The sequence below is a fragment of the Streptomyces tendae genome, from assembly GCF_014650435.1.
Lineage (GTDB): Bacteria > Actinomycetota > Actinomycetes > Streptomycetales > Streptomycetaceae > Streptomyces > Streptomyces tendae.
Genome location: NZ_BMUY01000016.1, coordinates 71,545 through 86,758 on the forward strand (window position 1 = coordinate 71,545; position 15,214 = coordinate 86,758).

Consider the following 15,214-nt stretch of genomic DNA (forward strand, 5'->3'; position numbering starts at 1 on the left):
CGAGCGGGATCACTCCGGGATGGGGGCGTTGAGGAGGGTCTCGAGGGTGGCGCGAGCGTGGTGGTCGACAGCGTGGGTGAGTGCGGGGGCCATGCCGAGGATGTGGGCGATGCGGGCGGCAGGGGTGCCGCAGAGGTAATGCAGGACAGTGAGATCCATCTGGGCGTCCGGGAGGCGGGTAAGGGCATCGAACAGTTCGATCAGTTCGGTGAGGGCCATAAAGTGCCCGGGCGCGTTGTCGCTGCCACGGACCTCGTGGGTGGAGAACACCGCGGCGCGCAGGTCGGGGCGGCCGTCGGCGTGGCGGGCGGCGCGGAGCATGACGCGGGCGCGGAAGAGCTGCCAGGCGTAGTGGTTCAGGTTGGCGCTGGCGGCGACTTCACTCCAGCGGAGCCAGAGGATGTCGAAGGCCTCGCAGACGACCCAGTGGGCCCGCTGGTCGGTCAGGAGGAAGGCGCGGGCGTAGTCGCTGTAGTCGGGGCGCATGGCTTCGGTGAAGGCCCGGTACGGCAGGGGCGGGCTGTCGCCGTCGTGGGCGACCTGATCTATGCAGTTCCGGATCCAGTCGTTGTCCTTGCGGGCTTCCCTTGCGGCCGCAGTCCACAGTCGGCGCAGCGGCGAGGTGGGGACATCCAGGGCGTGGCTGACGCTGAAGGTGATCTCCCAGGGCGGGTAGTAGCCGTTGCCGCGCAGGAGTTCGCTGATACGGGTCTTGGAGTAGCCGGAGCGGTCGACGAGGTCGTCGAGGGTCAGGCCGCTGGCGAACAGGACGGAGCGGACGGGTTCGAGCCAGGCTCGGTGGGAGGGACCGGCCTGGGGGGAGATCGGCGCGGGGCGCCGGCCGCGTCTGGCCGCGCCCTGAAGCGGCGGGGGCTGGGCCGGGCCGGAGGGCGGCATCACCGTGCGGCCTCCGGCCCGTCGGGCCCGGTCGTACCGGAGGGCTCGGTCTGGTCGGGGCCGTCAGCGATGGTGAGGGCCTGGACGATCTGCTGGACGATCAGGCCCAGCGAGGGCAGAAGGACCGCGGCCGCGGCCGCGTGTCCGAGCACGATCATGACCGTGCTCCACGTGAGGACCGCGGCCAGTACTGCCACGGTCACCACCTTCGTACGGGGCATTTCCAACTCTGTTTCTGCTCGGCGGAACGCACTCAACAGCCCCTCCTGACAGCGGTGCTGAAGCGCCGTCAGGAAGGAACGTCAGCATGCCTGCCGCACAACCGCACACGCCACGTGATCATGGAGTTACGGAACAATGAGCCCGTACGCCACGACGCGCTACCCACCGCCACCCCGCCCACGGACCCGGAAACCCGAGAGTTCAGCACTTTGGGGCGGATACGTCACTTCTGCTCTTCGACGCTGTGGCATCCGTCATCATGGAGGCACGGGCGCCACTTTCGACGCCGCACTCACGTGCGGCCCCCTGTGCTGAAGATCAACCCAAGAGGGGGCCGCACGTTTCATACCGTGCTGGCGGCGCTCGGCCTCGTGCACCTGGCCGCGACGACTGCCCTTTGACTGACTACCGAGCGGTTCACCCAGGCCCCGGCCACCGCCTACCGCGACCACGCCCTCGGCCCCTCGCTGCTCGCAGACCCGACCAATCGGACTCCCGCTGCGTGCCGGCGAGTTCGACGCGCTCGAGCACCTGCTGGAGTACGGCCAGACTGTCTCTCGCCGTTCGGCCCTGGAGCGCTCGCCGCGTGGCGGACGACAGCTCGCCCCAAGTCCTCTCCGCCGTCAGAGGGCCAGCAGGCGCGCACTGGCGACGGTGGCGCTGCCCGTCCGGGCCTAGTGATCTGGTCACGCGAAGGTGGAAGTCGTCGTCCCCGAGGGCGGCGGACGCGCCCGCCTGTCCGTGGACAAGCTCGGCGCCGTGGGCGAACCGGAGTCCCTGACCTGGCTGAAGGCCACCACCGAGGCGATGCTCCCCAGGATCGACCTGCCGGACCTGCTGTTCGAGGTCCACTCCTGGACCGGGTTCCTCGACGCCTTCGGCCACGTCTCCGACCGGCGCACGCGCATGGAGGACCTGCTCGTCTCGCTGGTCGCGCTGCTGGTGGCGCAGGGCTGCAACATCGGCCTGACCCCGGTCATCGACCCGAACAACAAGGCCCTGACCCGCTCGCGGCTGTCCCACGTCGACCAGAACTACGCACGCGCCGACACCATCGCCGCGGCGAACGCCGCGCTCATCACCGCCCAGTCCTCCATCGAGCTGGCCCAGATGTGGGGCGGCGGGCTCCTCGCCTCCGTCGACGGCCTGCGCTTCGTCGTCCCAGTCAAGAGCATCAACACCGGCCCCTCGCCCAAGTACTACGGCTACAAGAGGGGTGTGACCTGGCTCAATGCCGTCAACGACCAGGTCGCCGGGATCGGCGCGATGGTCGTGCGCGCGCGGCACCCCGCGTGACAGCCTGTACACGTTGGACACGCTGCTGAACCTCGATGGCGGGGTGAAGCCGGAGATAGTGGCGACCGACAATGCCTCGTACTCCGACATGGCGTTCGGCCTGTACAAGATGCTCGGCTTCCGCTTCGCCCCGCGCGTCCGCGACCTGGCCGACCAGCGGTTCTGGCGGGCCGACCTGCCCGACGGCGAAGCGCCAGCCGCCGGGTACGGGCCTCTTCAGGCCGTGGCCTGCAACAAGGTGAACCTGAAGCGGATCGAGGCGCACTGGCCGGACATGCTCCGGGTGGCCGGATCGCTCATCACCAACCAGTTCCGCGCCTACGACCTGCTGCGGATGTTCGGCCGCGAGGGCCACCCCACCCCGCTCGGGGCCGCGTTCGCCGAGTACGGGCGCATCGACAAGACCATGCACCTGCTCGCCGTCGTCGACCCGGTCGACGACACCTACCGCCGCCTGATGAATCGGCAGCTCACCGTGCAGGAATCCCGCCACCGTCTGGCCCGTGCGATCTGCCACGGCGGACGCGGGCAGATCCGGCAGGCGTACCGCGAAGGCCAGGAGGACCAGCTCGCCGCCCTCGGCCTGGTCCTCAACGCCGTCGTCCTGTGGAACACTCGCTACCTCGATGCCGCCGTCGCCCAGCTCCGCGCCGAGGGCCACGACATCAAGGACGAGGACGTCGCCCGCCTCTCCCCGCTCAAGGACCGGCACATCAACTTCCTGGGCCGCTACCTGTTCAACATCACCGCCAGCGGTCCCGGTCGGGGCCTGCGCCCCTTCCGGGACCCGGATGCCGTCGAGGACGACGAGGGCGAGGGCTGAACCTGCGGCGCACCGTCCTGGACCGGTCAGGCGGGCGGCTGCTCGTCGAAGCCGGCGTAGTACGCGGCGGCCAGGACCTCGGCGGCGTGGCCCCGCGCGGCGGCGCGCTCCAGGCGTTCGGCGCTTGCGGCGACCAGGTCGAGGCGTATGCCGTGGCGTGTGCTCCCGCCTCGACGATGAGGCGGGCGTCCTTGGCCGCGGTGCCGGCCGCGAACTGAGCCGGGGCCAGGCCGTTGTTGAGGATGAGCCCGGCCTTGGCCTGTAGGAAGGGCATGTCGAGGCCGCCGCCCGCGATGAGGTCGAAGAAGCTGCGCGGATCGACGCCGAGCCTCTGCGCGAGAGACACGATCTCGCCGGCCGCGACCGAGGCGGCGATGACCCAGCTGTTGACGACGAGCTTGAGCCGGGTGCTGGTCCCGGCGGCGGCGTCCTCGCCGGTCCACACGGTGCGGGCACCGACAGCATCCAGGACAGGCGTCACCGACGGGCGGTGTTTTTCGGGACCCGCGGCCAGGATCAGCAGTTGTCCGGCCTCGGCGGGGGCCCGGGTGCCCGAGACGGGCGCGTCGAACAGGACCAGGCCCAGCTCATCGGCCAGGGCGCCGAGCGCGGTGATGTCGTCGATGCCCACGGTGGTGGACTGCACCCGGGCGGTGCCTGGGCGCAGTGCCGTCCTGCTCGGTGTAGGTTCCGGTAGGGCAGTACGGCTCGCAGCTTCCAATCTCGTCGATGATTGGGTCTAGCTGCCGAAGGCGACCCGCTCCCCGCGCCAGCCGGTGTTGCGGACGAACTGTTCCCAGGTCAGCGTGTTGGGATCGATGCGTCGGCTCCACTGGAGGTCGCGGTCGCCGCGGAAATATCCGAACTCCACCGCGTACTCGACCATGCCGATAGTCTCGTCGGCTGCCAAAGGGTTCACGCCCAGCTCAGGGAAGTACTTCAGAAGGCCTTCGCGCGTGTAGGCGTTGCGGTACTCGGCCTTGAGTCCGGTAACACGGGAGAACGTCTCGACCATCTCGGCCGGGGAGATCAGATCACCGACGACCGGAAGCCAGGCGCCGCGGTAGGTGTCGGGGTTGGAGAACACCTCCAGAACGGCGGGGCCGGCCGCGGTGAGCGGGTCCACGAACGGGACGCGGAAGTCCTCGGGGAAGTAGAAGGGCATGACCACCGTGTCACCGTCGACGTGCGGGACGTAATACTCCAGCGCATTGGTGTAGTAGAACGCGAGCGAGACGAAGGTGTGCGCGATCGGCAGAGTCCGAATGTGCTCGGCGACGAGCGCCTTGTCGGTGAAGTGCGGCGCCCATTTTGTGCCCGACGTCCTCTCCTCGACGTTCTCCAGGGTGCTGAAGACGACGTGACCTACCCCGGCTTCGGCTGCGGCATCAGCAAGTTGGCTCCCGATGAGGTACTCCTCGGAGTCGGGCGGCAGGAGGGGCGGCGTCATCAGGAAAGCTCCCTCGGCCGATCCGAACGCGTCCACGAGCTCGCGCTGGTGGCCCGGCGCGAGGGGAACCTCGGCAATCTCCGCCCCCATCCCCACCAAGCCTCGGGCCTGGGCAGAATCGGCGTTCCGGGTCAGGGCTCGCACGCGGAAACTGCCGCTCTCGAGCAAGGACGTGGCGACGCTCCTGCCCTGCTTGCTGGTGGCACCCGCGACGACGATCAACGGCTTACTGGTCTCAGGCATCGTGCACTCCTCTTGTGTATGCCGTGGGTCAGGCGCGGGCGGCGCTGATCAGTCCGTCCAGCCATGCCTGGTGGCCGTTGAGCATCGGGTTCGGGCGCTCGTCGGCCAGCGCAGCAGCGGGCTGTCCGATCTGCGTCTCCTGGGTGAGGACGCGGACCCGGCCGCCGGGCAGGTCCTCGACCAGCCAGGCGTGCAGCACGTCGAGCCGCTCCTCGGGGGTGCCGTCCTGCTTCGCGGTCCACGACAGGCGGCCGGGAACGCCGTCGGCCGGGGTCAGGAACTCGGTGACGAGCGCGGCCAGGGGCGGGAAGCCGAAGGTTCCGAAGCTGAAGGCGAGGCCGTCCTTGAGCTGCGGGCCGCCGCCCTCGGGGAAGGAGATGTCGGCGACGTTGTCGTAGTAGCCCTCCCACTCGGAGGTGTCGGTCAAGAAGCGCCAGACCTGGACGGCGGTGAGGCCGGTCACGATGACCTCGTTCGAGACGAAGTTGTCGCCGGTGCCGGGGAGGTAGCGCTCGGGCCAGGTGATCGCGTTCTGCGTGGTCATGCGGGGCCTTTCACGGGCGGGAAGAGCTCCAGCGTCTCGGCCGGAGGAGTGTGCCGCCACTCGGCGACGTCTTCGAAGGTAGACCCGCAATCCATCGGCATACCAATAGGTGCGCCGATGATGGATATCGAATTTCCGATTGATGGAACGGCTACTCTTTCCTCATGAAGAACCAGACGCGCGCCGCGGGCCAGGAGACCCCCGCGCCCGCCACCGCCGGCACGCAGCTTCCGCCGCACGCGGACCTCAACCTCCTGCGCACCTTCCTCGCCGTCCACCGCACCGGCTCCTTCACTGCTGCCGCCCCCCGGCTCGGCCTGTCCCAGCCCACGGTGACCGCGCAGATCCGCACCCTGGAGCAGCAGACCGGGCGCGAGTTGTTCACCCGCCTCCCGCGCGGGGTCGACCCCACCCCCCACGCCCACGAACTGGCCGCACGGATCGCCGCCCCACTCGACGCGCTCGCCGCCCTGGAGGACACCGCGGCCACGGCCGGACCGGTGCACCTGGCAGGCCCCTCGGAGTTGCTGTGCGTACGGGTCCTGCCGGCCCTGGCCCCGCTCGTCACCGAAGGCGTCCAGCTGCGGGTGACCCAGGGACTGCCCGAACCGCTCATCGCGGAGATGCGTGCCGGCCGCCACGACCTCGTCATCGCCACCCGGCACCCCCGCGGCCGCACCTGGGAGTCCGTCCCCCTCACCGACGAGGAGTATGTCCTGGTCGCCGCCCCCGCCTGGGCTGAGCACGTCGGCGGACACACGCAGAGTGGTGACCTGTGTGCCGCCCTGCGCGAGGTCCCGATGGTCACCTACGCCGAAGACCTGCCCATCATCCGCCGCTACTGGCGCACCGTCTTCGCAAAGCAGCACACCGCCCGCGCCGCCATCACTGTTCCCAACCTCTACGCCGTCCTCTCCGCGGTCAACGCCGGCGCCGGCTACAGCGTCCTGCCCCGCTCCCTGTGCCAGGAGCACCTCGACGCCGGCCGCCTGGCCACCCTGCATGACCCGGAAGAGGCTCCCCTGAACACGCTCTTCCTGCTCCAGCACCCCGGCGCCGAGGCCAACCCCGACGTGTCGCGCGTCCGCGAACGACTGCAGGAAGCCGCCCGCACCTGGTAGCCGCAACGCGCCCCGCCGCACACGGCGACGCAGCACGCGCCATGAGGACACCGCAGCAGCTCTTCTGCCCGCCGGTCGACACCCGGGCGTACCCGATTTTGATCTCGGTGCGGACGAGCGGCTCGGCGGCAAGCACCTTCGCGCCGTCCGCGGGGCGAGGGCGGATCTTCAGAAAACGAGGTTTTCTGAAAGCGCGGTATCGGTTTCACGTCGCTGCACGAGAACCTGGACACCACCACCCCCGGCGGTCGGCTCGTCTTCCACGTCTTCGCCGCGCTCGCGGAGTTCATCCGCGAACTCATCGGCGCAGCTCGGCGACCATGCTGATGAGGTCCTGGAGGCTGCGGCCGTCATCGGCACCACCTGCGCCGGCTTCTCCCGAACCTTCGACTGCTCACGCTGCGGCTTCGAGGGCAAGCTCCTGGGCGGACGGCTGTGTGAGCGCTGCACGCTCAGCGACCGCCTCACCGCGCTCCTGGACGACGGCACCGGTCGCATCCGTCCCGCGCTGGTCCCACTGTTCAACCTGCTGGTGGCGATGGACAAGCCCAGCAGCGGACTGGCCTGGCTGGCCATGCGCCGCAGCCAACCGACGAACGCCTCCCGATTGCTGCAACAGCTCGGCCTCGGCCAGATCTCGCTGACCCACGACGCCTTCCACGAGCTCCAGCCCTGGCGAACCGCCGCTCACCTGGAAGAACTCCTGATGACCAGCGGAGTCCTGCCTACGGTCGACAAGTACCTCTGCTCCTTCCAACGCTGGCTTCCCGGGCATCTGGCCGGCATCACCGACCCCGAACACGTCAAAACGATCAGGCTCTTCGCGACCTGGCGCGTCCTCCCGCGGCTGCGGGCCCGCGCCGAACGAAGCCACATCACACCCAGCGTCCGGAGGTTCGCCGCCGAACAGATCAAGTACGCGACCGCCTTCCTGCAATGGCTCGGCCAACGCAACAACAGCCTCGCGTCCTGCGGCCAGATCGACATCGACGCCTGGTGGGCCGAGAGCAGCGAACACGGCCACACCTGCCTGAGGGCTCTCTCAGCTGGGCCATGCAGACCCGTAACTGCCCACGCTCCCTGTCCATCCCCGCGATGAAGGTCTCCCGGCGGGCCGCACTGAGCGAAGACGAACGCCTCGACGCCCTCGGCCGACTGCTGACCGACACGGAGATTCCGGTACGTCTGCGTGTCGCGGGGGTCATCGTGCTCCTCTATGCGCAGCCCGTGAGCCGCATCGTCCGGCTCAGCGTCGAAGACGTGATCCACGACGGCGGCACCGTGCTGCTACGGCTCGGCGAACCCGCCTCACCCGTTCCCGCACCGGTCGCCACTCTGCTGCTGGAGCACATTGCGAACCGCGACAACATGAACACAGCCACCAACCCCGCCTCCCGATGGCTCTTCCCGGGCCGCCGGGCAGGACAGCCAGCCCGCCCCGACCACCTGTCCGCGCTCCTGAACGAGGCCGGGATCCCGGCCGCCGCAGCACGTGGCGCCGCCATCCGCCAGCAGCTCCTCGAACTGCCCGCTCCCGTCGTTGCCGACGCTCTCGGCTACCACAGCTGTATTGACCCGCAGGGTTGTTGACGCGACTGATGGGTGGCCGGCCATCCAGCGCGGTGTGGCACCGGTGGTAGTTGTAGGTATGGAGGAAGTCGGCCAGAGCCTCGGTGCGTTCGACGTTGCTGGAGTACGGGCGCACGTACGCCCATTCGTCGAGCAGGGTGCGGTTCAGGCGCTCGACCTTGCCATTTGTCTGCGGGCGATAAGGCCGCGTGCGTTTATGGATGATCCCCGCGGCATCGAGCGTCTGGGCGAACAGTTGGGATCTGTAGCAGGAGCCGTTGTCGGTGAGGACGCGCTCGACGGTGATGCCGTGCGCGGAGAAGAAGGCGTTCGCTCGCTCCCAGAAGGAGGCCGCCGTCTCCTTTCGTTCGTTGGTCAGGACCTCGCTGTAGGCGAGCCGGGAGTGATCGTCGATGGCGGTGTGGACGAAGCTGTAGCCGATCACGGGGCTGCCGCCCCTGCGTGCGTCGGTCGTGGCCTGCCGGTTGGGGGCGGCCTGCTGGCGGGGCATGATCCGGTGGCCGCCGCCGTCGGGGATGTTGCCGAGTTTTTTGATGTCGACGTGGACCAGTTCACCGGGATGCTCGCGTTCGTAGCGGCGGATGACCTGGCCGGTTGGCCGGTCCATCCATCGCAGTCGGTTCAGGCCATGGCGGGTCAGGACGCGGTGGACCGTCGAGGCGGGCATGGCCAGGATCGGTCCGATGCGCGCAGGGCCGAGCTTGCGCTCGCGCCGCAGCTCGCAGATCCGTGTCTCAACGTCGGCGGGGGTGCGGTGCGGTGTCGACAGGGGGTGACTGGAACGGTCATACAAGCCTGCGTCGCCCTCGGCTTGCCAGCGCCGGACCCACTTGTGAGCGGTGGTGCGGGAGATGCCCATCTCGTCGGCGACGTGGGCGACGGGCCTGCCCGCGCGGACTCGCTCGATCAAGAGGCGTCTGCCATGGACGGTCAACCGTGCATTGGGATGGGACACATGCACCTCTGCAGCATCTCTTGGGACGCAAAAGGCGAGGCCAGAGCCCGTACTGTGCCGTGGGCTCTGGCCTCGCGGAGGTCGCCTACTTGTCGAGGTCGGACATGTCCAGCACGAACCGGTAGTGGACATCGCCAGCAGCAAGACGGTCCAGAGCGGTTTCGATCTCGCTCGAAGGCAGGGTTTCTACGTCGGCCGTGATGCCGTGCTCGGCGCAGAACTCGAGCATCTCCACGGTCTGCCGCAGCCCTGCCGTGCCGGAGGAGGTGAGCTTCTTGCGGCCCGCTCCCAGTTCCCAGAGCTTCGGCCCGGCCATCAGGGGGTTTCCGAGGACGCACAGGGTCCCGTCCAGGCCCAGCATGCCGATGAGAGGTGAGAGCTCATGGTCGGCCGAGATGGTGTCGAGGATGAAGTCGAAGCGGCCCCGGGCGGCGGCGACCTGTGCCTCGTCGGTGGTCACGAGCAGTGCGCTGGCCCCCAGGCTCCGAGCGTCCTGCTCCTTGGCCGTGCTGCGGCTGAGGACGGTGACCTCGGCTCCCAGCGCGGCGGCGAGCTTGACCGCGATGTGGCCGAGCCCGCCGAGCCCGGCGACGGCTACCCGGCTGCCGGGGCCGACGCCGGCGGCCCGCAGCGGCTCCCAGACGCTGACGCCGGCGCACAGGAGCGGCGCCGCGGAGGCCGGGTCGAGCGCGTCGGGCAGGTGGAAGGCGAACTTCTCGCGCAGGACGTACTCGCGGCTGTAGGCGCCCTTGGTCTGGGTGCCGTCGATGCGGTCGGTGCCACCGTAGGTGGTGGTCGGGCGGTTGTAGCAGTAGTTCTCCTGCCCGGCCTCGCACATGGCGCATTCGCCGCACGAGTCGATGATCGTGCCGATGGCGACCCGATCGCCCACGGCGAAGCCGGTGACGGCCTGGCCGACGGCGACGACGACGCCGGTGGCTTCGTGGCCGGGGATGAGGTCCTTCTCGCCGAGCATCCCGTGAATGCGGTGCAGGTCGCTGTGGCAGACGCCGCAGTAGTCGATCCGCACGGCGATGTCATCCGAGCGCAGATCACGCCGCTCAAAGGTGACGCGGGTCAGTGCGTTGCTGGTCGGGTCAAGGCTCTGCCAGCCGGTCGTGGTCCTCATGAGCAGGTCCTCCTCGTCGAAACGGAATCTACATTCACTTTAACATGAGGCGGAATGGTGATTCCGTTTTAAGTACACTGGGCCGATGAGCCCACGACCCAGCCCTTCGGTCACCCCGCGCACCCCACGCCGGGACGCACTGCGCAACGATGCGATCGTCGTCAACGCCGCCCGTGCGGTCTTCGCCGAGCAGGGACCGCAGGCGAGTATGGAGGCCATTGCCGCCCGTGCCGGTCTGGGCGTTGGCACGATCTACCGGCGGTTCGCGGGCAAGGATGCTCTCCTTGATGCCATCGCGCGGCTCTTCGTCGAGGAAATGGACCGGGCCGCAGCGACCGCACTTGAAGATCCCGACCCCGCCGCCGGTCTTGAGTGGTTTCTGGACTTCGTGGGGACCTTCAACGCGGAGAAGCGCCGTTACGCGGCCTCCCTGACGGACCGCGTTCCCAGTGACGACGACGTGAGCGCACGGACCGCGGACCGCGTCCGGCAGCTGACACAGAATGCAGTCGAGTCGGGGTATTTGACGCAGGATGCGACAGGAGACGACATCAAGGCCCTCATCGTGGCCATACGCGGGGTCGTCGCCACTTCACCCGAGGGAGACGACGGCCCCTGGCGTCGTTTCGTCCGCATCTATCTTGCGGGCCTCCGCGCCGACTGACAGTGAGGATGTGACGTGGTGACGCTGCGGGCGGGTCTGACCCTCCGACTGACTGACGTCTCGACTGTCCTGTTTGGGATTTGTCGGCTCGCCGGGGCGTCACCACGCACGCGGCCGGACGGGCGTTTGTGACTTTATAGGAGCTTGGTCCAGAAGCCCCGTCACTGTCTTGTCCACCCGCCCGACCGGCGCGTGCCGCCCTCGGAACGGACACGCCACAAGGACGGACATGACCAGCATGACGCACGACGGCCCGCAGATCACCGGCGGTGTCGACACCCACGGCCTGACCCACCACGCGGCCGTGATCGACCAGATCGGCCGGCACCTGGCCGACCAGGAGTTCCCCGCCACCATCCGCGGATACCGGGACCTGCTGGACTGGATGCGCACGCACGGCACGCTGGTCGCGGTCGGGGCGGAGGGCACCGGCGCCTACGGAGCCGAGCTCGCCCGGGTGCTCACCGCCGCGGGGGTCACCGTCATCGATGTCGACCGCCCCCACCGCAAGACGCGGCGGATGAAGGGCAAGTCCGACCCGATCGACGCCTACGCCGCCGCGATGGCCGTGCTGTCCGGCCGGGCCACCGGCATCCCCAAGAGCCGGGACGGCGTGGTCGAGGCGGTGCGGGTGCTGCGGACCGCCCGACGCAGTGCCGTCAAGGCCCGCACCCAGGCGATGAACCAGATCCGCGGCCTGCTCGTGGCGGCCCCCGCGATGCTGCGCGAGCAGGTCACGGGCCTGGAACGCGCCGTGCTGATACGGACCCTGGCACGGCTGCGGCCCGGCGACGACCTGTCCCGTCCGCCGGCGGCGACCCGGGCCGCGCTTCGGCGGCTCGCCCGCCGCCACCAGGCCCTGGACGAGGAGATCACCGAGCTGGACGCCGAGATCGGCCCGCTGGTCAAGCAGGCCGCCCCAGCGCTGCTGGAGCTGTTCGGCGTCGGTTCTGAGACCGCCGGACAACTGCTGGCCACGGCCGGGGACAACCCGGAACGGATGCGGTCCGAGGGCGCGTTCGCGCACCTGGCCGGCGTCACGCCGATCCCAGCCTCCTCCGGCCGCACCCACCGCCACCGCCTCAACCGCGGCGGCGACCGGGCCGCGAACAACGCCCTGCACACCATCGTGCTCACCCGCATGCGCTTCGACGAACGCACCCGCGCCTACGTCGAACGCCGCACCAAGGAAGGGCTGAACAAGAAGGACATCATGCGCTGCCTCAAGCGACTCGTCGCGCGCGAGGTCTATCGCGCCCTGACCAGCACACCAACCGAACGAACCACTCAAACCGACCTGACTCCAGCAGCTTGACAGCCATAGGAGCATCCCTGCCGCACGGCCCTATGGGCACTACCTCAATATCTCGACCGAAGCTCTCGTTCTCAACGTCGCGCGCCATGACGCCGGTAGATCGGGAGCGGTTCCATGGCAATCCCACTTCTGAGCTGCGTCAGCGGCGCCCTTCCCTGTCAACAACGCTCGTGGTCAAAACATCTAGCGGAGACGGGCCAGCAAGTGGGCGTCCAGGAAGCCCCGCTCGGAGGCCGGGTCGTGGAGCAGCCGCGCGAATGTGACGAACCCGGCCCCGGCCAGCAACTCGGCGAAGCGGTCCGCCGACCAGCTATAGGCGGGTGTCACCTTGTGGTCGAAGCGGACCGGCTCGGGCGCGTCGGTCCCGAAGAACGAGACCAGGAGAAGGCCCCCCGGCGCCAGGACACGCGCCTGCTCGGCGAGCAGCGCAGGTAGTTCCCCAGGAGGGGTATGGATCATCGAGTAGTGGGCCAGCACGCCACCGAGCGCGCCGTCCTCAACTGGGAGTGCCTCCATCCGGGCCTCATCGAACTTCAGCGCCGGATGGGCCCGCCGGGCGTGGTCGACCATGGCCGGGGAGAGGTCGAGCCCGAAGGCATCGAGCCCCAGGTCGTGCAGCATGGCCGTCAGATGTCCGGGCCCGCAGCCGACATCGGCCACCCGCGAATTCCCCGTTCCACGCACCAGCTCGGCGAAGGTGCCGATCATGTTCCGCGCGAACGGCTGCGTCTCCAGTCGATTAGCGAACATCGACGCATATAACTCGACGACCCCGTCATAGGCCGCCCTGGTCTCGTCCTGGTGCTTCGCCACGGGAAGGAAGTTAACACCCCCCATTCTCAACTGTTCTCCGGCCCCGTGCCGAATCCCGCGCCGTCGTATCGGACTCGCTCGGCTACCAGGACAAGGCCATCACCCGGTGGCGCGACAAGCCGCTGGCGACCACAGTCAGTCACCAGCTGGCTGGACTCCCGTCGGGCCGCTCCTCGGCGGTCTCATGGACGGCGGTGGCCGTCAGGGCGAGGACGGCTGCGGCGATCAGGGAGAACAGTGACCAGCGCATCCAGGAGTTCCAGCAGGTCACTTGGCCCTGGTCGAGTCCGGTGAAGCCCTTCGCGCAGTCGTACTCGCGGGTGCCCTTGGTGCCGTGCCCGGTCGCCCGGCGCATCCACTGCTCGGGACGCACCTTGTTGATCATTTTGCGGGCCTCCCACTGTCGGCCCGCCCCATCGGTGACCTGGTACGTCGCGGCGATGAAAAGGAGCATCGCGTGACGAACAACGACAGCACCGCCGACGCGGTCGGCGTAGTCGAGCGGGCGGCAGGTGAGGACGGCATGGCCAGCAGTATGCACACCGTCCGCGCCCCCACCGCAGGTGGCCGTATCCGAGCGCCTTGCATCGTCGCAGGACTCCGGTCCGGCCCTGGCTGGCTGCGGGTCCGGGCGAAGGTTCTGGATCTGTCACCGGAGGGATGTCGAAGTAGTGCCTGCCCTGGCCTCCCGACGAACTGCTTGTGCAGGTCCAGTTGCTCGTCCGCCCTCCTCGGTTCAGCGGCGCCCGGTACGGCGGCCGAGCCAGCCGGGCCATCGCGGCCGGCGCCGTACGGGAGGGGGCGGTGAGGAGGGTTGTGGAGGCTGGGCCGGCTTCGGCGGAACAACGGGCATTGGCGGCACGGTAGGGGGTTCCGTGGCCTCGGCGGCCGTCGCGTCCTGAGCTGCACGTTCAGTGGGGGTGCCGGGTCCGTCCCTGTGGGTGTGCGGCTTCGACGGGTGCTTTTCGCAGGAGGCGGCTGGACCAGGCTGGGCACTCGGTGCCGCGGTTGCTTCGAGGGCTGACTGTGGCACCGGCGGCGTTGGCGGTTCGGGCTGCACCGGCCGTGGGGGCAGTGCGGGGCCGGCAGGCGGGGCGTCGGCTACTCCTGCTCCTGGCCCTGCTTGCGGAGTCGCTGGTTGCTCCTGCGTGTCCGCCGGCGAGCGTGCCGGGACGTGGCGGGTCGGCGGGGCGGGAAAGGACTGTGTGGTGCCGTCCGTGTCCCAGCGGGCCACCTGCCACGGCTCTTTGATCCACAGCTGGAGTTCGATCCGGCCTTCGACCTCTTCGGGCCGGGGGAAGAGGGTCCAGTAGCCGTAGCCGAGGAACTGGCCCGATCGGGTGGTGGCACCGATCCAGTCTGCGTTGGGGCTGCGCAGGGTCACCTGCAGCGGCAGGTGGCGGCCGCCGACGAGGACGGGGTGGCGGGCGACGTATTTGACCACGTAGCTGCGGCCGGCCTTGCCGTCGACGGCGGCCGCGGTCGACACGGGTCCCCACACAGCGTGCGGGATCGGTGCTGTGGTGCCGTCGATGAGGTCCTGAGCGAGCTGGTGGGCGTCGGCGCGGCCGCGGCAGAACTCGGGCCAGTCGATGTTCCGGCGGCCGCCGGGTGCGGTGGCGGCGAACTCGGCGACCGCGTCGGGGTCCTGGCCGAAGGCCTCCAGGAGTCGGACGATGCGCCGCGCTGAGGCGATTGCCTGCCCCGCCTCCTTGCTGGTCTTCGCTTGTCCTCCTCGCGACGGGCTCTGTCCGGACCGTGGGCCCGGGACGTTCTTGCCGGCGCCGCGCGTACCGGGTCGCTCGAGCGGCGGACAGAGCAGCCGCCACTGCCCGGCCTTGCGGACCACTGTGCTGGCGGAGGACTCCACGAGTTCCTTGCCGCGACGCTCCAGGTCGTAGGCGCAGCGCGGGCCGTGCTGCTTGCCGGGGTTCTTGACGTAGTGCGAGGAGGTGGAGTCCGGGTCGTCGGCGTTGCCGTGTCGGACGTGGACGTCGATGCCGCATTCCCAGCACGTGAGCGGCTTCGCGTAGGGAGGGTGCGGTTGGACATCGATCGCGGACCGGTCGTACCGGTCGCCCCGCGCGTCCCTCACGTAGGGGATGCGCACCCCGCGCTTCTTTTCCGGCTTCGTCACTACGCCCCCTGCCCT

The 15,214-nt window shown here is 69.3% G+C and carries 12 protein-coding genes and 4 pseudogenes; 5 read left to right on the forward strand and 11 right to left on the reverse strand.

The window, feature by feature from the left end; genetic code table 11:
- Positions 1 to 9: 9 nt before the first annotated feature.
- Together IE258_RS33330 and IE258_RS33335 are read right to left on the reverse strand one after the other, a co-directional pair.
- Complete coding sequence (locus IE258_RS33330) at positions 10 to 897, reverse strand: sigma-70 family RNA polymerase sigma factor (RefSeq protein ID WP_189749608.1); 888 nt, start codon at positions 895 to 897, stop codon at positions 10 to 12.
- Entirely contained in the window at positions 897 to 1,094 is a 198-nt protein-coding gene (locus tag IE258_RS33335; protein WP_229892578.1) for a hypothetical protein, read from the reverse strand. Before IE258_RS33335 ends, IE258_RS33330 begins: the two co-directional genes overlap by 1 nt.
- Before the next feature lie 748 nt (positions 1,095 to 1,842).
- On the opposite strand from IE258_RS33335, the pseudogene IE258_RS33340 reads away from it, so the two are divergent.
- Positions 1,843 to 3,238 (forward strand): annotated as a pseudogene (locus tag IE258_RS33340) (Tn3 family transposase); the annotation flags it as partial.
- Positions 3,239 to 3,264: 26 nt separating this feature from the next.
- Here IE258_RS33340 and IE258_RS33345 read toward each other — a convergent pair.
- The 3 genes and pseudogenes from IE258_RS33345 to IE258_RS33355 form a co-directional block, all read right to left on the reverse strand.
- Positions 3,265 to 3,908, reverse strand: a pseudogene (locus tag IE258_RS33345) (NAD(P)-dependent oxidoreductase); the annotation flags it as partial.
- A 69-nt stretch (positions 3,909 to 3,977) separates the two neighbouring features.
- The gene (locus IE258_RS33350) at positions 3,978 to 4,931 is read right to left on the reverse strand and encodes an NmrA/HSCARG family protein (protein ID WP_030871566.1); all 954 of its coding nucleotides are present in this window, start codon (positions 4,929 to 4,931) and stop codon (positions 3,978 to 3,980) included.
- A gap of 28 nt (positions 4,932 to 4,959) precedes the next feature.
- Positions 4,960 to 5,475: an SRPBCC family protein gene (locus IE258_RS33355; RefSeq protein WP_030871568.1), complete on the reverse strand. Its 516-nt coding sequence runs from the start codon at positions 5,473 to 5,475 to the stop codon at positions 4,960 to 4,962.
- Positions 5,476 to 5,639: 164 nt separating this feature from the next.
- Here IE258_RS33355 and IE258_RS33360 point away from each other — a divergent pair, with 164 nt between their 5' ends.
- Positions 5,640 to 6,596 (forward strand): LysR family transcriptional regulator, encoded by a 957-nt coding sequence (locus tag IE258_RS33360; RefSeq protein ID WP_189749494.1) that lies wholly within the window; start codon positions 5,640 to 5,642, stop codon positions 6,594 to 6,596.
- Positions 6,597 to 6,764: 168 nt separating this feature from the next.
- Here IE258_RS33360 and IE258_RS42205 read toward each other — a convergent pair whose 3' ends face one another.
- Positions 6,765 to 7,013, reverse strand: coding sequence for a hypothetical protein (locus IE258_RS42205; protein ID WP_444545806.1), 249 nt, complete (start codon positions 7,011 to 7,013; stop codon positions 6,765 to 6,767).
- A gap of 121 nt (positions 7,014 to 7,134) precedes the next feature.
- Between IE258_RS42205 and IE258_RS41455 the strand changes: the two genes are divergently transcribed.
- Positions 7,135 to 7,695 (forward strand): hypothetical protein, encoded by a 561-nt coding sequence (locus IE258_RS41455; protein WP_229892580.1) that lies wholly within the window; start codon positions 7,135 to 7,137, stop codon positions 7,693 to 7,695.
- Between the two features lie 465 nt (positions 7,696 to 8,160).
- On the opposite strand, the pseudogene IE258_RS33375 reads toward IE258_RS41455, so the two are convergent.
- Together IE258_RS33375 and IE258_RS33380 are read right to left on the reverse strand one after the other, a co-directional pair.
- Positions 8,161 to 9,141 (reverse strand): annotated as a pseudogene (locus IE258_RS33375) (IS481 family transposase); the annotation flags it as partial.
- 85 nt (positions 9,142 to 9,226) lie between these two features.
- Positions 9,227 to 10,270, reverse strand: coding sequence for an NAD(P)-dependent alcohol dehydrogenase (locus IE258_RS33380; RefSeq protein WP_189749495.1), 1,044 nt, complete (start codon positions 10,268 to 10,270; stop codon positions 9,227 to 9,229).
- A gap of 85 nt (positions 10,271 to 10,355) precedes the next feature.
- Here IE258_RS33380 and IE258_RS33385 point away from each other — a divergent pair, with 85 nt between their 5' ends.
- A complete protein-coding gene (locus IE258_RS33385) occupies positions 10,356 to 10,934 on the forward strand; it encodes a TetR/AcrR family transcriptional regulator (protein ID WP_189749496.1) in 579 nt (192 codons plus the stop codon).
- Between the two features lie 229 nt (positions 10,935 to 11,163).
- Entirely contained in the window at positions 11,164 to 12,249 is a 1,086-nt protein-coding gene (locus IE258_RS33390; protein ID WP_189749497.1) for an IS110 family RNA-guided transposase, read from the forward strand.
- Positions 12,250 to 12,432: 183 nt separating this feature from the next.
- Here IE258_RS33390 and IE258_RS33395 read toward each other — a convergent pair whose 3' ends face one another.
- From IE258_RS33395 to IE258_RS33405, 3 genes and pseudogenes are all read right to left on the reverse strand, one after another.
- Entirely contained in the window at positions 12,433 to 13,062 is a 630-nt protein-coding gene (locus IE258_RS33395) for a class I SAM-dependent methyltransferase (protein ID WP_176161692.1), read from the reverse strand.
- Positions 13,063 to 13,207: 145 nt separating this feature from the next.
- Positions 13,208 to 13,504 (reverse strand): annotated as a pseudogene (locus IE258_RS41460) (IS701 family transposase); the annotation flags it as partial.
- Between the two features lie 294 nt (positions 13,505 to 13,798).
- Positions 13,799 to 15,199 (reverse strand): hypothetical protein, encoded by a 1,401-nt coding sequence (locus IE258_RS33405; RefSeq protein ID WP_189749498.1) that lies wholly within the window; start codon positions 15,197 to 15,199, stop codon positions 13,799 to 13,801.
- Between the last annotated feature and the right edge of the window lie 15 nt (positions 15,200 to 15,214).